Origin of the sequence: Solidesulfovibrio sp. DCME (assembly GCF_049995385.1) — a bacterium.
Taxonomy (GTDB): domain Bacteria; phylum Desulfobacterota; class Desulfovibrionia; order Desulfovibrionales; family Desulfovibrionaceae; genus Solidesulfovibrio.
Genome location: NZ_CP188261.1, coordinates 3,091,686 through 3,111,443, shown reverse-complemented (window position 1 = coordinate 3,111,443; position 19,758 = coordinate 3,091,686). Strand labels below are relative to the sequence as shown.

Here is a 19,758-nt window from a genome sequence, read left to right as displayed (position 1 = left end):
GCGGCAAGGGGGGTGGGGGGATTGGGCCGGCGGCATTGCGAATCGTCGCCGCTCCGTCATAGGATGGACCCATGAGGACGCTTTTTCACCGGTTGGTGCGCCGTGCGGTCGTGGCCGATGCCCGGTCCTGACCTTCCCCCGGTCGAGGCCGGCAAGACCCCGGGCCGCCCCGCCGCGCCGCGGCGGGTGCGGCTGTGGCCGCGGCCGGGGCTGCGCGACCTGACGCCGTTGCTGCTCGGCGACGAGGCGGCCTGGGCCGTCGAAATCCGGGCCCGTGACTGGGCCTACGTGCTCTCCGCCCGGGGCATCCCCCATAGCCTGCGCCGCGATGGCCCGGGCTGGAGGCTGTTCGTGCCGTCGCGACGGGCCGCCGAAGCCCTGGAGGAAATCCGCGCCTACGCCCAGGAACGCGCCGACATCCCCCTGCCCGACCCCGAGGCGGCCCCGCCGCGCCCCTCGGCCTTTTGGCCCGTGCTCGCGGTCATGGGCATCGTGGCCGGCCTGTGGGGCTTTCTGCTCGGCAACACCTCCCTTTTCGGCCGCTCGGTGCCCTGGCGGGCCATCGGCGCCGGCGATTCGGCCGCCATGCTGGCCGGCCAGTGGTGGCGGGCGGCCACGGCCCTGTGGCTCCACGCCGACCCGGCCCACCTTTTCGGCAACGCGGCCAGCGCCGCCCTGTTCCTGAGCCTGCTGTGCCGGGAGACCGGGCTTGGCCTGGGGTTTTTCCTCACGGTCGCGGCCGGGGTCGGCGGCAACGTGCTCAAGGTCCTCATCCAAGGGCCGGGTTTGCATTTCCTGGGTGCCTCCACGGCCGTTTTCGGCGCCCTGGGCGCCCTGGGCGGGCTGGGCCTGTCCGGGTTCCACCCGGCCGCCTCGACCAGGCGGGCCCTGACCGCCGGCGCGGTGCTCATGCTGCTGGCCATGCTCGGCGCCGGTTCCGAGGATACGGGCCTGGTGGACCTGGCCGGGCATTTTTTCGGGTTCGCCTGCGGTGCCGCCCTGGGCCTGGCTTTCGGCCGGCGGCTGTGCCGGGCCGGAAAACCGGGCGCCGCCGGCCAGGCCGCCTTCGCCGCCCTGGCCGTGGCCGTGCCCCTGGCCGCCTGGGGACTGGCCCTGGCCGGCTGGTGGCCGGGCGGCTGAGGAAGCCTTTGCCTACCGCCCGGTTTTCGGGTAAGGCCACGGATTGCCGTCCTGGCGCGCCATGCCGCGCCCGGCGGCCCGATGACGACCGCCAAGTGGGGGAGCCATGAGCCTAAAGGGCCTCGTGTTCGAGGGTGAGGACATCCGGTACAAGACCGGCAAGCATTGGGTGGTGCTGGCCAAGGCGGTGATCCTTTTTGCCCTGGCCTTGGCCGTATGGTCGAGCGGCCCGGCACTGCAAGGCCTTGTCCAGTTCAAGGTCCCGGAAGAACTGGAAAAATTTTTGCCGAAGATCATTTCGGCCGCGGTCTGGCTCTTTCGTTACATCTTCTTCATCATCCTGACGCTGCTGGCCCTGACCCGGCTTTTTTCCTTCTTCACCCTGCGCGTGGGCGTCACGGACAAGCGCCTGCTGTGCGACGACGCCCTGTTCGGGACGTTCTCCCTGGACATCGGCAAGGTCGAATCCGTCAAATGCGAGCCCGGCCTTTTCGGCGGCCTGCTCGGTTACGGCAAGGTCATCCTGACCGCCTCGAGCAGCCAGCGGCTGGTTTTGACCAACATCCGCCGGCCCCACGCGCTCGAGCAGGAACTGTTCGCCGCCAAGTAGCCCCCGGGCCCGGCTGGGGCCGGCCTTCCGGCACAAGCCTTTTTCCGCGTCCCGCGCGACCGCCGACCACGTATGTATTTGTACCGAAGACCTATCAAGCAGTATGGCCTCTTGTTCAAGATGCTGGCGGTCTATATCGGCATCACGGTCGTGGCCTATTTCACCATCTCCACCTTGCTGATCTACATCAAGGAATCGGTCAACATCTCCCGCGACATCGTCAAGGTCCGCTTCGAGGTCCTTTCCATTTCCCAGCGCCTCGTGGACAGCCTGCTGGCCATGGAGGAGAACCAGAAGAAATACGAGATCCTGCATTCCGAGGAATACAAGAAGAATTTCCTCACTGCCCTCAATGAATACAAGAACGCCATCTGGAGCATCCTGTGGTTCCGCTACGAAAGTTTTTCCGTCTGGGAGGAACTGCACGCCGAATTCCGCCAGGCCTTTCCCCAACTGGCCCAGGGCAAGGAGCTGGCCGGGGAACCCTGGATCGACCAGGAAACCCTCAACAAGTGGATGCGCATCGTGGTCAGCGCCCGCCAGGACAACGAACGGGTCCTGGAGACGGGCATGCGGGAGCTTTTCCGCATCAGCGAAGTGGCGGTTAGCCGGGGCGTGACCGGGCTGACCGTGTCCATCGGCCTGGGGCTATTGGGCATCGTCTACCTGACCTATTCCCTGCGCCGGCCCCTGCGCGAGCTGCGCCGGGGGATACGGGCCTATACCCGCGACGGCCGGCTCGAACCCATACGCGTGCTGTCCAAGGACGAACTGGGCGAACTGGGCGCCGCCTTCAACGACATGACGCGGCGGCTCAAGGAAGAGGAGCGCATGCGGGCGGACTTCATCGACATGGTCAGCCACGAGATCCGCACGCCGCTGACCTCCATTCGGGAATCCGTCAACCTCATGCGCGAACGGGTCCTGGGCGAGGTCAACGAACGCCAGAAACGCTTCCTTGACATCGCCAGCGACGAGCTCCAGCGCATTTCCGCCATGCTCACCAGCCTGCTCAAGGTCTCCAGCATGGCCTCCCAGATCGTGGACCTCTCGCCCACCACCGTCAATCCCGAGGAGCTCGTGCGCGACACCCTGGAAAAGGCCGGCCCCGCGGCCGAGGCCAAGGGGATTCGCTTGACGCCGCGCCTGGGGCGCGACATCGTCTCCGTGGTCGGGGACCGGGAGTTGCTCGGCCAGGCGCTCTACAACCTGGTCGGCAACGCCGTGAAATTCTCGCCGCCCGAGCGCTCGGTGTTCGTCGGCCTGGAAATGGCCGACGGCGGGCGCAAGCTCCTGGTGAGCATCACCGACGAGGGGCCGGGCATTCCCGAGGAAGAGCAGTCCCACGTCTTCAACAAGTACTATCGCGGCGCCCGCACCAAGCGGAGCACCGACGGCATCGGCCTGGGGCTTTCCATCGCCAAGGCCATCGTCGAGGCCCACGGCGGCAACATCTGGCTGTCGAGCCTGCCCGGCAAGGGCTGCACCTTTTATTTCACGCTCCCCGTGGATGGGGCGACCGGCTTTACCCACCCAAACCCATGAAGACGTTCCTGCAAACCGCAATGGTCCTTGGCCTGTGCGCCGTCATCGCGCCCGTTGCCGGCGGCTGCGCCAAACACCAGCCGCCCGCGCCCCAGCAGCCCGCGCCCGTCGCATCCGCCGCGCCGGCCGCGCCCGCGCCGGCGGCCCCGGCCGTGGCCTCGCCGGCCTGCGATCCCCGGCGCGACACCCTCTACGACCAGGGCGTGTGCGCCTACGACGCCGGCGAGGTCAAGCGGGCCATCGGCCTGTGGCGCACCGCCGCCAACAGCGACCCCGACCCGGCCGTGCGCCGCAAGGCCCTTTTTGCCCTGGCCGCGGCCAAGCTCGGCCTGGCCGGCAACGACGCCGACCTGACGGCGGCCCTGGAGATGCTCGACGCCTGGGCCAAGTCCTCGCCCGACGGCGGCAGCGGCGAGGAGGCCCGCTTTCTGCTTCCGGCCGTCAAAGCCTTGAAACCCGCCTGGGGCTTCAAGGAGCAAAAGGCCGCCCTGGAGCGCGAATGCGCCAAGAAACTGGCCGAGCGTGAGGAGCAGGTGCGCAAAAGCCTCCAGCAGCAGGTCCGGGCCCTGGAGACCATCCACCAGCAGATCCAGGAAAAAAAGAAAGGGCTGATCAACAACTAACGACCCCGGGGCTCCAACCGACGTAACGCCCATGAAAAGCGCCGCCCAGACGCGAAAGACCATCCTGGCCGTGGACGACGACCCGCATATCCTGGAAGTCCTGGAGGTGCGGCTGGTCTCGGCCGGCTACGACGTGGTCACGGCCGGGGACGGGGCCGAAGCCCTGGCCGTCCTGGCCAGTCGTCCGGTGCGCCTGGTCATCTCCGACATCCGCATGCCCGGCATGGACGGCATGCGCCTGCTGGAGGAGATGGAACGGCGGGGCATCCGGCTGCCCATCATTTTCCTGACCGCCCACGGCAGCATCCCCGGGGCGGTGGAGGCTATCAAGCACGGCGCCATCGACTACCTGACCAAGCCCTTCGACGGCCAGGAGCTGCTCACCCGCGTGGCCGAGGTCTTTGCCAAGGCCGCCGGCATCGAGGCGCCGGCCGCGCCGGACCTGGCCGAATCGGGCCTGGTCGGCGGAAGCGGGGCCATGCGGGAACTGGCCGGGCTCATCGACCGGGTGGCCGCCCGCGACGTCAACGTGCTGATTTTGGGCGAATCCGGGACGGGCAAGGAGTTGGTGGCCAACTGCATCCACCGGCGCAGCCCGCGCAAAAACGGGCCCCTGGTCACCGTGGACTGCGGCTCGACCCCGGCCGGGCTCCTCGAATCCGAACTCTTCGGCCACGTCAAGGGCTCGTTCACCCACGCCGTCAAGGACAAGAAAGGCCTCATCGAGCAGGCCAACCAGGGCACGCTGTTCCTCGACGAGATCGGCAACATCACCATGGAAATGCAGGTGCGCCTCCTGCGTTTCCTGGAAAACCACAAGATCCGCCGCATCGGCGACGTGCGCGAGATCCAGGTCGACTGCCGGGTCATCGCCGCCACCAACGCCGACATCTTCGAGCAGGTGGCCGAGGGGGTGTTCCGCGAGGACCTGCTGTACCGCCTCAAGGTCGTGACCATCAACATGCCGCCCCTGCGCGAGCGCCGCGAGGACATCCCGGTCCTGGCCGAGCACTTCATCCGTCAGTTCTGCGCCGCCCAGGGCATGCCGCCGGTGATCGTCCCCCCCGAAACCATGGCCTATCTCATGGCCTATCCCTGGCCCGGCAACGTGCGCCAGCTGCGCAACGCCCTGGAGGCCGGGGTGGTGCTGGGTTCCGAGGGCAGTCTCGTGCCCGGCGACCTGCAACTGCCCCTGGCCGGCAAGGGGCCGGACCGCTCGGGCGAAGGCGAGGATTCGCTGTCGCTCGACGCCAGCGAAAAGGCGGCCATCGTGCGCGCCCTGGAGCAGGCCGGCTGGGTCCAGAAGGCCGCCGCGCCGCTTCTGGGCGTCAGCCGCCGGGCGCTCAACTACAAGATCCAGAAATACGGCATCGAGATCCCCAGGCGCCGGCCGAAAAAATAGGGGCGCCCACGTCCCGTCACCGTCTTGTGCCTTGGCAGGGGCCGGCCTTTCTGTCACAAAGAGGTATGATCGTAACGGGATGGAACACGGCGCGGCCCCGGCGTCTCCACCAACGGATTTTCCATGCGGCACGCTAACGAGGCAGCGCCTTCCCGGCACAAGGACAGGGCCCGCATCGCCCGCCAGGTGGTGTTGCCGTTTCGCATGTCCCTGGCCATCAGCATCAAAAGCATCCGGGTGCGTTTTTTGCGTTCCATGGTCACGGTGGCCAGCCTGGTGCTGGCCGTGGCTTTTTTGAGCTTCATCCTCACCGGCACCGAGGTGGCCGGCGGCGTGCTGGCCAGCGGCCGGCCAGAATTGCGCGTTGCCCTGATCGAGGCCGGCTACGACCTGCCGGCCGTGGCCCCGGCCGGGGCCACGGCGGCGACGGAAGCCGCCCGGCTGGGGGCCAGCCCCAAGGAACGCTGGATCGTCATCCTGTCGCTTCTGGTGTGCACGGTGGGCATCGTCAACGCCCAGCTCATGGCCGTTACCGAACGCTTCCGCGAAATCGGCACCATGAAGTGCCTGGGGGCGCTGGACCGCTTCATCCTGCGCCTGTTTTTGCTCGAAGCCGGCATGCAGGGCCTGGCCGGCGCCTTTGCCGGGGCGCTTGTGGGCATGCTGGGCGCCGTCGCGGCCGGGCTTGTCCGCTACGGTTTCGTCGCCGTCAGCCAGCTATCCCCGGCCGGGCTTTTGCGGGTCCAGGCGGTTTCCATGGCCGTCGGCGCGGGCCTAAGCCTCCTCGGCGTGGTTTATCCGGCCATCGTGGCCGCCCGGATGCGTCCCGTGGAGGCCATGCGGGCCCAGGAATAGGGTAAACGGCCCGGCGCGTCCGGGCGCGACGGGAAGGGGGACGGCGGTACATGGCCGAGGCGCACAACATCGTCCGGGTCAGCGGGGTGGCCAAGACGTTCACCATGGGCTCCCAGGTGGTCACGGCCCTGCGCGGCGTGGACCTCACCATCAAGGCCGGCGAGTACCTGTCCATCATGGGGCCGTCGGGCTCGGGCAAATCCACGCTTTTCAACATGATCGGCGGCCTGGACAAGCCCTCCTCGGGCAAGGTCTTCATCGACGAGGTCGACATCGCCCAGCTCGACGCCTACGAGCTGGCCTGGCTGCGCAACCGCAAGATCGGCTACATCTTCCAGACCTTCAACCTCATCCAGGTCATGACGGCGCTGGAAAACGTCACCCTGCCCATGACCTTCGCCGGCCTGCCCCAGGACGAGGCCACGGAAAAGGGCCTGGAACTGCTCGCCCTGGTCGGCCTGCGCGAGCGCCACGCCCACAAGCCGCAAGAGCTTTCCGGCGGCCAGCAGCAGCGCGTGGCCATCGCCCGCTCCCTGGCCAACACCCCGGCCATCGTCCTGGCCGACGAGCCCACCGGCAACCTCGATTTGACCACGGGCGAGGACATCATCGCACTCCTTAAGCGCTTAAGCAGCGAGCGCGGCGTCACGGTCATCTCCGCCACCCACGACTACAAGATGCTCAACGTCTCCGACCGGGTGGTCTGGATTCGCGACGGCCGCATCGACAAGATCGAGGAGCGCGACCAGCTCAACATTTCCGTGGGCGCCATCGGGGCCAAGGAGGCATAGGTCCCGATGCCCCGTCGCCGTTTGCCTGTTTTTCCCTTTTCCGGCCGGGCGCTGATCGCGGCGGCCCTGGCCGTTTGCCTGCTCCTGGCCGCCTCGGCCGCCCTGGCCAAGCGGCCCAAGAAGGCGGCGGCCGATGCCCGTGGCCAGGCCCTGGCCGCCGACTGGCTGGCCGCGCCAGGCCAGGCGGGGGCGCTCGAGCGGGCCGTGGTGACGGGGCTGGCCGGGTTGCCCTCGCGGCTGACCGGGTCTCCCGGCTGCGCCCTGGCCGCCGATGCCGTGGAAGCCTATTTCCGGGGCCTGGGCGCGGGTGACGTCGGGCGCCTGGACTTCCGGGTCCCGGCCGTGGACTACGCCCCGGCCTCCCTGGCCGTGGCCGGCGGGGGCAAGGCGGCGCTGTGGCCGCTGGCGCTCAATGCCATGACGCCGCCGGCCGTGCCGCCGGCCGGCCTCGCCGGCCCGGTGGTCTGGGCCGGGACCGGGGAGTACGGCGAATTCAACGGCAAGAACCCGGCCGGGGCCATCGTGCTCATGGACCTGCGCTCGGGCCGCAACTGGCAGGCCGCCGCCCAGCTCGGGGCCAAGGCCCTGGTCTATGTCGACACGGTCGAAAACGGCGCCAGCGCCGATGCCGGGCTTTTCAAGGACAAGTTCGAACTCACGCCGGTGGTGTTCCCCCGGTTCCTGCTCCCGGCCGCCGCCGCCAGGGAGCTTTTCGGCGATTTCACGGCCTTGACCGGCGATCCCGCCGGCCCGACGGCCAGCCTTTCCGGCCGGGCGGCCTGGGAGGCGGCCGTGGCCAGCGACGTCTACCTGCTTTTCCCCGGCACCGATCCCGCCCTGGCCGGTGAACTGCTGGTCGTCGAAGCGCCCTACGACGCCTCGGCCTTTGCCCCGGGCAACGCCCCGGGCGCGGACGAGGCCGCCTCCATCGCCACCTTGCTGCGCCTGGCCCGGGAGTTCGCCGCCGCGCCGCCGGCCCGGCCGACCCTGCTTCTGGCCACGGCCGGCCATGCCCAGTCCCTGGCCGGGCTGCGGGAATTCTACGGCGCCCTGCGCGGCAAGGGCAAGGACCTGCGCGCCCAGTCCCGGGAGGCCCGGGCCGATGTCCGCAGCATCGCCGAGGTCGTCGAAGGCCTCGATGCCCTGGGGCAGGGGGGGGCGGCGGCCGCCGCCGCACCGGCTGGAAGCGACGGCGCGCCGCCGCCCTTGCGCCGGCCGGCCGTGCGCCAGGCCCTGACCGAGACCCTCAAGGACGAGGTGGACGCCGTCACCACCGAGCTCATGCGCCTGCGCCTGTCCGAGGGCGGCAAGGAGGCCGCCGCCATCGAGGCCCTGGCCGCCCGGCGGGCGCTGTTGCGCCGGCTCATGTGGCGCGAGGAGTTCGCCGAGGCCCCGGCCGAGGAGCTCGACGCCTTGCTGGCCCTGGTGCCAACGGCCCGGGACAGGCTGGAAAAGGCCAGCTTGTCGGCCGAAATCGAAGGCCGTTGCGCCGAATCGGCCCGGGAATTGCGCAAACTCGTGGGCGAGCGCGACATCGTGGCCCAGGCCTCGCTCCATCTGTCCAGCCACGGCCACGGCGTGGGCGGGTTCGCCCAGGGCTTCGCCTTCGAGGTCAAGCCCGACGTCAACCCCACCCAGGCCTACGGCCGCCTGAGTCGTTCCCTGTCCGCCGCCGCCACAGCCGTGGCCAGGGGCCAGGGGCTGCCCGCCGACTACTACCACGACGGCATGCGCGAGGACCGCTCCCGGCCCTGGCAGGGGCTGTTGCCCGACCGGCCGCCCCTTGGCGGCGAGATCGGCAACATCGCCGGGGTCCTGGGCTTCACCCTGGCTTCGGTCACCGACGCCCGCCAACGCTGGGGCACGCCTGGCGATACTGTCGATGCCGTGGATTTCGCAACCTTGGCCCGCCAGTCCCGGTTCGTGGCGGGCCTGGCCGCGGACATGGCCCAGCCCGGCTTCGTGGTCGGCGAAAAGCGGCCCCGCAACGTCTTTTCGACCCTCACCGGCCGGGTCAATTTCATCCGCCAAGGCGAGCTGTTCCCCGAGCGGCCGGCCCCGGGCACGACCCTGTGCGTCTACCAGGGCAAGACCCGGTTTTACGCCGCAACCGACGCCAAGGGCGGTTTTCGCCTAACCGGCTTGGCCAACAAGAAATATGTGCTGGACAAGGCCGTCATCGAGGGCTTCCGCTTCGACCCGGACAGCGGCGAGGCGGTCTGGGCCATCGACAAGAAGCAGACCGGCAAGGATGCCTACCGGGTCAAGATGAACCGCAACGCCATGGAAACCGACCTCATCATGTTCGGTTGCCGGCAAAGCACGCTTTTTTCCGCCTTCGACCCGCGCACCTTCCGCTACTTCACCCGCATCGACCTCCTGGACGCCCGGCGCGAGGCTCCGCCCCTGCGCTCCTGGTTCAGCCGCCTGGACACCCTCGATTCCACGCTGCTGTCGGTCTTCCTCGAACCCGGCACGCCGTACAAGTGCATCCTGTCCGACACGGTGCTGGCCCGAAAGCTCATCCTTTTAAACGCCAGCCCCGAGCACCCGACCGGTACGGGCTACCTCGTCGACGCCTGGCCCGTGCTGCCCGTGACCGAAATGCTCGGCGCCCGCGACATGTGGGAGCTCCTCGGGCCGCGCGTGCAAAACCTCGAGGACCACGGCATCGTCAACGACCGCATCCGGGACCTGGGCGAACGCGGCCGGGCCCTCTACGCCAAGGCCCTGGCCGACGGCCAGGCCAGGCGCTTCGATGCCATGGTGGCCGCGGCCCGCTCCAGTTGGGCCCTGGCCGTGCGGGTCTACAACGACGTGGAAAAGACCCAGCGCGACGTGCTGCTGGGCGTGCTCTTTTACATCGCGCTGTTCATCCCCTTCGCCTACTGCGTCGAACGGGTGGTCTTTAACTACGCCGACATCCACAAGCGCATCGCCGCCTTTCTCGGCATCCTGGCCGCGGTCATCGCCGTGGTCTACCAGGTCCATCCGGCCTTCGAGCTGACCTACAGCCCGCTGGTGGTCATCCTGGCCTTTTTCATCCTGGGGCTGTCGGTCATGGTGGCGCTGATCATCTTCCTGCGCTTCGAGCGCGAGATGACGGCCCTGCAAAAACGCGCCTCCCAGGCCAAATCCTCGGAGATCGGGGGCATGCGGGCCTTTGCCGCCGCCTTCGTCATTGGCGTGAGCAACCTGCGCCGCCGCAAGGTCCGCACCAGCCTCACCTGCCTGACGCTGGTCATCCTCACCTTCACCATCATGAGCTTCACCAGCGTCAAGTCCACCCGCGACGAGGGGGCGACGCGGTTCGCCGACGCCGCGCCCTATCGGGGGGTGCTGCTTAAAAACGTGGGCTGGAAGTCGCTGCCGCCCGAGGCCCTGGCCGTGGTGCGCGACGGGTTCGGCGCGGGCGAGGTCGTGGCGCCGCTGGCCTGGCTGGAACTGCCGGAAAAGACCCTGACCCCGACCACCACTATCCGGGCGGGCGACAAGTTCGAGGCCGTGCAGAGCTTCCTGGGCCTGTCCGCCCAGGAGGCCTCCATCGGGCGCATGCGGGGGCTGTTGACCGCCGGGCGCTGGTTCGCCCCGGACGAGCGCGACGCCGCGCTGCTGCCCGCGCCCATGGCCGAACGGCTGGGGGTTTCCCCGGGCGGGACGGTCACGCTTTTTGGCCGGTCGTTCACCGTGACCGGCATCCTGCGCAAAAACGCCCTGGACGACCGCGTGGACCTCGACGGCGAATCCATCACCCCGGTGGTCTACCCCTCCGAAGCCATGGCCATGACCTCCGAGGCCGAAAAGGAGGCCGTGGAGTCCGGCGAGGACGTCAAGTCCATGCAGAGCCGCTACCAGCACATCGACGACGACCTGACCGTGGTTTTGCCCTACGAGACGCTCATGGGCCTGGGCGGCCAGCTCAAGTCCATCGTCGTCGCCCCGTCCCCGGACGCTCTGGCCATGGGCAAGGCCACGGCCGACGACGGCTCGGCCCTGGCGGCGCGGCTGGCCGACCGCTTCGGCCTGGCCGTGTTCTCGGGCCAGCCGGGCGGCGTGTTCGTCTACCACGCCGGCGACGCCCTGGGCTATGCCGGGGTGCCCAACATCCTCGTTCCCTTGATTATTTCCGTGCTCATTGTGCTCAATACCATGATCGGCGCGGTCTTCGAGCGCAAGCGCGAGATTGGGGTCTACACCGCCGTGGGCCTGGCCCCGTCCCATGTCTCTTTTCTCTTTATCGCCGAATCCCTGGCCTTTGCCGTGATCAGCGTGGTGCTCGGCTACCTCCTGGCCCAGGTGGCGGCCGGGCTTTTATCCGGCACGAGCCTTTGGGCCGGCATGACGGCCAACTATTCCTCCATGGCTGGCGTGGCCGCCATGGGCCTGGTCATCGCTGTGGTGCTGCTGTCCGTCATCTATCCCTCGCGCATGGCCGGCCAGATCGCCATCCCCGACGTCAACCGGTCCTGGAGCCTGCCCGAGCCCGATGACGGCGTCATCCGGACCCGGCTGCCGTTCCTGGTGCGCGTGCGCGAGCAGGAGTGCGCCGGCGGGTTCCTGTTCGACTACTACCAGACCCACCAGGACGTCTCCCATGGCCTGTTTGCCACGGCCGACGTGACCTATGCCTTCGAGTGCCCCTGGGACTTGCCCGGCGCGCCGCCGCACCCCCGGGAGCGCTTTCCGGAATTCTGCGATCTCAAGGCCTGCCTGCGGCTTACGGCCACGGTGTGGCTCGCTCCGTTCGATTTCGGCATCAAGCAGGCGCTCACCCTGTATTTCATTCCGGCCCTGGATACGCCGGGCTATATGGAAATCGATGTGGAGCTTTCCCGCCTGGCCGGCGAGGCCGGCATGTGGAAGCGCCTCAACAAGGGCTTCGTCAACGATCTGCGCAAGCAGCTGCTCATCTGGCGCTCCCTGGAGGAAGCCGTGCGCGTGGCCTACGAAGACAAGGTGGTCAACGACTACGCTGCGAAACTGCGCGGCGAAACCCCGGCCGGAGGCGCGGCATGACCGCCCCGGGCGCCATTCGGGCGCGCGCCGTCGTCCTGGGGCTGGTCCTGGGGCTGGCCGTTTGCGCCGTCACGCCGCTTAACAACCTCTATTACGGGGCCACGCCCCTGGGCGGCGGTCATTTCCCCCTGGCCCCGTTTTTCATCCTCGTCTGGCTCACTCTCCTGGCCGCCGGCCTGGGGCGGCTTTTGCGCGGCCGGGCCATTCTCTCCGGCACGGACCTCATGGTCTGCTGGATGCTCATGGTCGTGGTTTCGGGCGTGGCCCATACCGGCCTGGCCCGGACGTTTTTTATTAACCTCACGGCGCCGCTGCATTTCGCCACCGAGGGCAACCAGTGGAGCGCCCTGTTCGGGCCGCTTTTGCCCAAGGCCTGGTACCCCGGCGACCCCGAGGCCGTGGAGACCCTCTACAACGGCCTGGAGGGCGGCTACTCCATGACTTGGGGCCAGGTGCTGGCCGCCATCCCCTGGCGGGCCTGGTCCGGGCCGCTGGCGACCTGGGGCGTGTTCATCGGGCTGTGTTTTTTTGTGATGCTGTGCCTGACGAACCTCTTTTCCCGGCAGTGGGTCTCCAACGAGCGCATGAATTTCCCCCTGCTGCGCCTGCCCGAGGCCATGACCGGGGCCATGGATGAAGGCGGGCTGGCCGGGTTTTTCACCGACCGTTTTCTGCTGTGCGGCCTGCTGGTGAGCGTTTGTCTGCACACCATCAACGGCATCGGCTTCTACGACCCCTCCGTGCCCCAACTCCCCACGCTCATCCTGGCCGGGCCGTATTTCCCGAAAACCGGGCTTTTTTCCGGCTTCACCAAGCTCAAGATCTACTTCTATCCGGCCTTCATCGGCTTCGCTTTTCTGACCGCCCGCCAGATTTCCTTGAGTTTCTGGGTGTTTTTTTTGCTCGGTGGGCTTTTTTACGGCGTGCTCGACATCCTCGGCCAGCAGGTGCCGGCTGCTGCCCTGGGCGTCACCTTCGGCCCGACCCTGGCCCTGCCCGAGGAGACGCAGATGATCGGGGCCTACGGCGTCTTTTTTCTGTTCATCCTGTGGCTGGCCCGTCACCACTTGTGGGAGACGGCCCGGGACGCGGCGCGGCTGCGGTTTCGCCGCCCGGACGAGGCCGAATGGGTCGGCGCGCCGGCCTCCCTGTGGGGGTTGGTCCTGGGTGGCTGGGCGTTGTGCGCCTGGGCCGCCGCCTTCGGCCTGCCGCTTTTTCAGGCCGTGGTGCTGCTGGCCCTTTTTTTCATGGTCATGTTGGTGGCCAGCCGCATCATCTGCCAGGGCGGCATAGCCTATTTCACGCTGACGGCCGCGCCGACGGACGGTTTGCTGGCCTTTTGCGGCACGGGTTTTTTCAGCCGCATGGGCCTGCTCATGGCTGCGGTCATGCAGAAGATGCTCTTCGTCGACCTGCGCGAGTCGCTGTTGCCGTCGCTTTTTCACGCGGCCAAGGTGGGGGAGGGCAGGCGGCCCAAGGCCCTGTACCTGGCCGGCATTGTCGTCGCCCTGGCCCTGGCCGTGTGCGTTTCGTTTGCCGCCATGCTGGCCGTGTGCCACAAGTACGGCCTGCGCGACCTGCAGGTTGACTGGGAAACGCAGACCGTCAACACGGTCTACGAGAACGTCCAGCGCCTCATCGAGGCGCCGGCCGGGGTCAACAAGACCATCATCGGCTTCGCCGTCGCCGGGGCGGCGGTCATGTTCGCCCTGGTCGTGGCCTACCAGCGCTTCTACTGGTGGCCGATCCATCCCATCGGCTACCTGACCATGTATTCCTCGGCCATGCGCATCCTGTGGTTTTCCTTTTTCCTGGGCTGGCTGTGCAACCATCTGACCTTGCGCTACGGCGGCATCGTGCTGCTCAAGCGGGTGCGGCTGCTTTTCATCGGCCTCATCCTGGGCGATTTTCTCATGGGCGGGGTATTTGCGGTCATTGGATTGTGGACGGGACAGAGTTATTTAGTATTGCCGAACTAGCTTTGAGCAAAGGTATTGTTATGGAACAATGCGAACTCATTCCGCATATTAATTATAGAGTAATAGATAGAGTGATTAAGAAAATCCTAGAGAGTCCAACATTAGCGATTGTTGAATTAATCGCTAATGCTTGGGATGCAGGGGCTACGAAGGTTGAAATTAATTGGCCAATAGGAGAAGGCTCGTTCTTTAGCATTCTTGACAACGGACAGGGGATGACCAAAGATGAATTTCAGCAGCGATGGATAGAAATAGGCTATAATCGTTTGCAGGTTCAAGGAAAGTCTGTTTCATTTTTGTATAATAACAAAGAACATACAAGGTTAACATTTGGTCGAAATGGAATCGGAAAGTTCGCGGCTTTTTGCTTTGGAAGTAAATTTAAAGTTATAACATCAAAGAATGGTTTGAAACATACTTTTCTAGTGTATAGAAATTATTCTGATACATTTTTTTCGGCAAAACTGGAGGATGTTTGCGAAACATCAGAAATTGGAACTCAGATTCATTCTTTGGAGCCATTCCAGAAGAAAGTACCTGCGGCCTTTGTGAGCCAACAGATTGCCGAAAGGTTTCTGTTTGACCCTTTGTTCAGTGTTCGGGTTAATCAAGAGATTGTGTCCTTTGGCAGTATTCCAGAAGGGCAAATCGACAAGAGAGAAATAGTTGTTCGTAGTAACTGTGTGATTGATATGTATATAATCAAACGAAATGAAACCGATAGGACCTTGAGGTTTTCTGGTATTGCTTGGCATGTTAATGGCAGATTAGTTGGCCAAAGTTCTTGGGGTAGTCTGTCGGATGAAAAGCTCCTGGATGGACGTACTGTAAATGCTAGGCAGTATGCTATAGTTTTGAAAGCAAATTGTTTGGCTGATGTTGTCTTACATGATTGGTCTGGATTTGATGTTGAAGATGATTTGTATAAAGAAGCCCTAGGCGCAGTAAGAAATGAGATTAATTTGTTTCTAAGTCAACTTACGGAGGATAGCCGTATTGAAAAAATGAATATAGTTAAGAAACATGCAAATTTGAAATTAAGGCGATTGGGGGCGTTGTCGAACCAGCAGTGGTGCAATTTTGTTGAAGAAACTATTTCGAAATGTCCTTCTATCAAAATGAGTGACCTCATCAAGCTAGGGGATATGCTTCTAAATTTGCAGCTTTCTCAGGGAAAATATGCTATTCTGAATATTTTGTCTCAGCTGCAGCCAGGTGAGTGGGATAAGCTAGGCTCGATTTTGAATGAGTGGACAATTGACATGGCGAAGGAGGTGTTAGACGAAATTCAATTGAGGTTGACGCTAATTGATGAACTTAGGCAGAGGTTGAGTGATAGAGATTCTTTGGAAGTCCAAGATATTCAGCCCGTATTGGAAAAAGCGCTTTGGATATTTGGCCCAGAGTTTGAAAGTATTCAATTCACTTCTAATCAAACTATTGCTTCAGTTTTTGCTAAAATGAAAGGTATTAAAGTGAAAGGTGTAAGTAAAAATCGTCCTGACTTTGTTTTGTTGGAGGATGGAGCCGCTAGCTTCTATTCTGCAGATGATTTTGGGGATGATTATCATGAGATTGGGCTCAAGCAACTCTTAATTGTTGAGTTGAAAGCTCCGTCGGTTGCGATTGGAAGAGAAGAAAAAAATCAACCTGCCAAATATGTTGATGAATTTAAATCAAGGGGTCTTATATCAGAAGAGACTAAAGTTACAGCCTTTGTCTTGGGTTCTAATAAACAAAAGTCCTTGTCTTTAGATCCAATGGTTGAAGGTTTCTTTGTTACTCGTGTAATGCTTTTTCATACTTTATTGAAAAGAGCTGAAAGTAGACTTTTTAATCTTCGAACAAAAGTTCAAGGGGCACCTTTCTTACAGCGAAATAATGTCTTAGCTGCTTGCTAATAAGAGTGTGTATAGAAGAATTGGGATACGCCGATGTACGACGACAAAGAGTTAGCCGAATACCGGGACCTGCTGCCCGCGCCGAAGCACTTCGAGGAGGGCTTCGACTGGAAGACCATCGTCGGCGCGGTCTTTATCGGCTTCCTCATGATGCCGGGCAGCATGTATCTGCAGCTCGTCATAGGCACGGGCATCGGGCCGGCCGCCCGCTGGGTCACCATCATCCTGTTCGCCGAAATCGCCAAGCGGGCCTACACCGAACTCAAGCAACAGGAAATCTTCCTCCTGTATTACATGGCCGGCGCGGCCATGGCCTCGCCCTTTCACGGCCTGCTCTGGAACCAGTACCTGGTCCAGTCCGACGCGGCCAAGATGCTGGGCTTAACCGACCTCATCCCGACCTGGATCGCGCCCGGGCCGGACTCCGAATCCCTCGTCGCGCGTACCTTTTTCCATCGCGACTGGCTTGTCCCCATCCTGCTGCTGGTCGGCTCCCAGATCGTGCAGCGCATCGACCATTTCGGCCTGGGCTATGCCCTGTACCGCATCACCTCCGACGTGGAGAAGCTGCCCTTTCCCATGGCCCCGGTCGGGGCGCTGGGCACCATGGCCCTGGCCGAATCCACCGAGGACCGCAAGACCGGCTGGAAATGGCGGGTCTTTTCCATCGGCGGCATGATCGGCCTGGCCTTCGGCGCCCTCTATGTGCTTTTTCCCGTGGTTTCGGGGCTTATATTCACCGAGCCCGTGCGCCTGATCCCCATTCCCTGGGCCGATTTCACCCGCAACACCGAACAGTGGCTGCCGGCCGTGGCCACGGGCATCCAGTTCGACCTGGGGCTGGTTTTCACCGGCATGGTGCTGCCGTTTTGGGCCGTCATCGGCGGCCTGGTGGGCCTTGCCATCACCTTTGTCGCCAACCCCATCCTCTTCGACCACGGCATCCTGCACCGCTGGCGCCAGGGCATGGGCACGGTGGAAACGGTCTTCGCCAACAATTTCGACTTCTACATGTCCTTTGGCATTGGCCTGGGCCTGGCCATCGGCGTCATCGGCGTGTGGCAGGTGGCCCGGTCGCTGCGAAAGGGCGGCGTGGGCGGCGCGGCCTACAAGGCCCTGTTTAGCACCAACAAGGCCCGTGGCGACATCAACTTCTGGACGTCCATCGCCATCTACGTCTTTTCCACCCTGGCCTATGTCGGTATGTGCCTGTTTTTGGTGCCGCAGTTTCCCTGGATGTTCTTTGTGCTCTACGGCTTCGTCTATACGCCGGTCATCTCCTACATCACGGCTCGCATGGAAGGCATCGCTGGCCAGTTCGTGAGCTTGCCCCTGGTGCGCGAGGCCAGCTTCATCGCCGGGGCCAAGTTCTTCGGCTACCAGGGCATCGAGATCTGGTACGCGCCCATCCCCATCCACAACTACGGCAAGGCCACCGTGGATTTTCGCGAGATCGAGCTGACCGGTACGAGCCTGCGGGGCATCATCAAGGCCGAGATCGTGGTCTTTCCCGTGGTCATGGTGGCCAGTCTGCTCTTTTCCCAGTTCATCTGGCAGCTCGCGCCCATCCCCTCGGCCAGCTACCCCTACGCCCAGGAGCTGTGGCACCTCCAAGCCCTCAACACCCTGCTCATGCAGACCTCGACCCTGGAGGGCAATTCGCTTTTCTTCCAGGCCCTAAACGGCTGGTACGTCTCGGCCGGCCTGGGGCTGGGGCTCGTCACCTATTTCCTGCTCATGCTGTTTGGCCTGCCGGTGCTGCTGGTCTACGGCATCGTGCGGGGCCTGGGCCAGAGCGTGCCCCACGGGCTGATCCTCGAAGTGGTGGGCGCGCTTTTGGGGCGCTATTACTTCCTCAAGCACTACGGCAAGAAGTGGCGGCAATACGCGCCGGTGCTTTTGGCCGGCTTTTCCTGCGGCATGGGGCTCATGGGCATGTTCGCCATGGGCGCGACGCTGATACTCAAGTCGCTGGGCAAACTGGCCTATTAGGAGCGCTCCCGCACAACGAGGGACGCCGCACCGGGCATTGCGGCCGGTGGGCCGGATTGCCTGTCGCGGCCGGCGGTCAGGAACCGGCCGACGGGAGCGCGCCCGCCCCGGCCTTACTGTCGTGTCGCATCCGGGCGATGAGCTCCCGCAGCCGTCGGGCCTGGCGGTTGAGCCGGTCGACGGCCTTGGCGGAAACGCCCATGGCCGTGGCGGTTTCGCCGGCGATACGGGTGATGTCGCCGAGGCTGCGGTTGATTTCCTCGCTGGCGGCGGATTGCTGCTCCGAGGCGGCGGCGATGGAACGGATCTGGTCCGTGGCCTGGTCGACGAAGCCGACCACGGCGTCGAGCACGGTTCCGGAGGCGTCGGCCTGGCTGGTGGCGGCCTCGATGCGTTCGGCGGCGGCATCCATGTTGCCGATGTTTTTTCGGGTCCCGGACTGGATGGCGGTGATGGCCTGGCCGACCTGCGCCGTGGCGGCCATGGTTTTCTCGGCGAGTTTGCGGACCTCGTCGGCCACGACCGCGAAGCCTCGGCCGGCATCACCGGCCCGGGCCGCCTCGATGGCGGCGTTGAGGGCCAGCAGGTTGGTCTGGTCGGCGATGTCGGAAATGACGCCGAGGATGCTGCCGATGCCCTGGCTGAGTTCCCCGAGCTGCGCCATGTCGGTTTTCATGGCCGCGGCCTGGGTTTTGACCTGGCCGACGCCGGCCGCGACCACGGTGACGGCCTGGGCCCCATCCTGGGCCTTGCGGCGGGCCTCGTCGGCCATGGCTGAGGCCTGGCCGGCGTTATGGGCCACTTCCAGCACGGTGGCGTTCATTTCTTCCATGGCCGTGGCCGTTTCCCGCAGCCGGTCGGCCTGGGCGGCCGCGCCCTGGCCGGCCTGGGCCACTTGGCGGGAGAGGTCGTCGCTGACCGTGGACACCTCGCCCACCGCCTCTTCCAACTGGCTGGCCGCGTCCAGGAGATCCTGGCGGCCTTGTTCGGCCCGCCGAGTTTCGGCCGCGGCTGTTTCCAGGGCTTGCAGGGCTTTCTGGGCCTGCGCAGCGGCCTCCTGGCCCTTTTGGTCGGCCTGGCGCATTTTTTCCTAGAGGCTTTCCACCATGGCGCCCATGGCCGCGGCCAGGACGGCCGTTTCGTCCGTGCCGGAAACGTCCAGCACGGCGTCGAGCCGGCCGTGGCCCACGGCCTCGGCGTAGGCCAGGCTGCGGCGCAGGGGGCCGATGATGGAGCGGACGATGCATGTGGCCAGGGCGATGAGCAGGGCCGTCCCGCAGGAGACGCCAAGGAGATTGAGGAGCCGGACCTGGCTGTAAAGGGCTTGGGCCGCCGCGACGGCCTCCTGGCGCATGTTCGCGGCGCGCCCGTTTATGTCCTCGACGATGTCGTCGATGGCCTTGGTGGGTTCGCGGTCGATGCCGACGACGAGGCGGTCCACCTTCTGGCCGGTGGTGGCGTCGGCGGGGTCGAAGTGTTGCAGGGCTCCCTTGTAGCGATCGAACAGGGAGACATGCGTTGCGATGGCCTTGTCGATGGCGGAAACGGGGAACTGGAGCTGTCGGGCGACGGCCTTGAGTTGTTCCAGGGCGCTGAGGACCCCGGCATGCTCTTGTTGAAACAGGGCGACGTATTTTGCGTAACTGTCCGGGGTATTGCCGCGCAACAGGATGTCTTTCCATTCCTGCACCTGCTTTTTGAACATGACCTGGGCGGTGCGGGCCTGGTCCACGGCGGTGACGATCAGGGTCCCCGCTTGGAGCTGGCGCATGGCCGCCTCGTTGATCCGGGAGATGCTGTAAATCCCGTAGGCCGCGCCGGCGATCAGGAAAACGAGGGCGACGGCGGACAGGGTGACCAGGCGCGCGGCGATGCTGTAGCGGTGCAGGCCCATGATGGCTCCT

At 64.7% G+C, this 19,758-nt stretch carries 13 protein-coding genes; 11 read left to right on the top strand and 2 right to left on the bottom strand.

Annotated features, from left to right (window positions below; translation table 11 throughout):
• Nucleotides 1-117: 117 nt before the first annotated feature.
• From ACP59X_RS13710 to ACP59X_RS13660, 11 genes are all read left to right on the top strand, one after another.
• Nucleotides 118-1,140: a rhomboid family intramembrane serine protease gene (locus tag ACP59X_RS13710; RefSeq protein WP_428559238.1), complete on the top strand. Its 1,023-nt coding sequence runs from the start codon at nucleotides 118-120 to the stop codon at nucleotides 1,138-1,140.
• 106 nt (nucleotides 1,141-1,246) lie between these two features.
• Nucleotides 1,247-1,750, top strand: coding sequence for a PH domain-containing protein (locus ACP59X_RS13705; protein WP_428559236.1), 504 nt, complete (start codon nucleotides 1,247-1,249; stop codon nucleotides 1,748-1,750).
• A 120-nt stretch (nucleotides 1,751-1,870) separates the two neighbouring features.
• Entirely contained in the window at nucleotides 1,871-3,295 is a 1,425-nt protein-coding gene (locus ACP59X_RS13700; RefSeq protein WP_428569899.1) for a sensor histidine kinase, read from the top strand.
• Nucleotides 3,292-3,918 carry a hypothetical protein gene (locus ACP59X_RS13695; protein ID WP_428559234.1) on the top strand — a complete coding sequence of 209 codons (627 nt, stop codon included), beginning with the start codon at nucleotides 3,292-3,294 and terminating at the stop codon, nucleotides 3,916-3,918. Before ACP59X_RS13700 ends, ACP59X_RS13695 begins: the two co-directional genes overlap by 4 nt.
• 31 nt (nucleotides 3,919-3,949) lie before the next feature.
• Nucleotides 3,950-5,320: a sigma-54-dependent transcriptional regulator gene (locus ACP59X_RS13690; protein ID WP_428559232.1), complete on the top strand. Its 1,371-nt coding sequence runs from the start codon at nucleotides 3,950-3,952 to the stop codon at nucleotides 5,318-5,320.
• 123 nt (nucleotides 5,321-5,443) lie between these two features.
• A complete protein-coding gene (locus tag ACP59X_RS13685; RefSeq protein WP_428559230.1) occupies nucleotides 5,444-6,175 on the top strand; it encodes an ABC transporter permease in 732 nt (243 codons plus the stop codon).
• A 50-nt stretch (nucleotides 6,176-6,225) separates the two neighbouring features.
• On the top strand, nucleotides 6,226-6,966 hold the full coding sequence (locus ACP59X_RS13680; RefSeq protein WP_428559228.1) for an ABC transporter ATP-binding protein: 741 nt from the start codon (nucleotides 6,226-6,228) through the stop codon (nucleotides 6,964-6,966).
• Between the two features lie 6 nt (nucleotides 6,967-6,972).
• A complete protein-coding gene (locus tag ACP59X_RS13675; protein WP_428559225.1) occupies nucleotides 6,973-11,982 on the top strand; it encodes an ABC transporter permease in 5,010 nt (1,669 codons plus the stop codon).
• Nucleotides 11,979-13,961, top strand: coding sequence for a DUF6785 family protein (locus tag ACP59X_RS13670; protein WP_428559222.1), 1,983 nt, complete (start codon nucleotides 11,979-11,981; stop codon nucleotides 13,959-13,961). The genes ACP59X_RS13675 and ACP59X_RS13670 overlap by 4 nt, the downstream gene beginning before the upstream one ends.
• Before the next feature lie 20 nt (nucleotides 13,962-13,981).
• Entirely contained in the window at nucleotides 13,982-15,862 is a 1,881-nt protein-coding gene (locus ACP59X_RS13665) for an ATP-binding protein (protein WP_428559220.1), read from the top strand.
• A 33-nt stretch (nucleotides 15,863-15,895) separates the two neighbouring features.
• Nucleotides 15,896-17,854, top strand: a complete 1,959-nt coding sequence (locus ACP59X_RS13660) for an OPT family oligopeptide transporter (RefSeq protein WP_428559218.1) — start codon at nucleotides 15,896-15,898, stop codon at nucleotides 17,852-17,854.
• 76 nt (nucleotides 17,855-17,930) lie between these two features.
• Here the strand turns inward: ACP59X_RS13660 and ACP59X_RS13655 are convergent, their stop codons facing one another.
• Together ACP59X_RS13655 and ACP59X_RS13650 are read right to left on the bottom strand one after the other, a co-directional pair.
• Nucleotides 17,931-18,938, bottom strand: coding sequence for a methyl-accepting chemotaxis protein (locus tag ACP59X_RS13655; RefSeq protein WP_428559216.1), 1,008 nt, complete (start codon nucleotides 18,936-18,938; stop codon nucleotides 17,931-17,933).
• A 6-nt stretch (nucleotides 18,939-18,944) separates the two neighbouring features.
• Nucleotides 18,945-19,748 carry a HAMP domain-containing protein gene (locus tag ACP59X_RS13650; RefSeq protein ID WP_428559214.1) on the bottom strand — a complete coding sequence of 268 codons (804 nt, stop codon included), beginning with the start codon at nucleotides 19,746-19,748 and terminating at the stop codon, nucleotides 18,945-18,947.
• Nucleotides 19,749-19,758 lie beyond the last annotated feature (10 nt).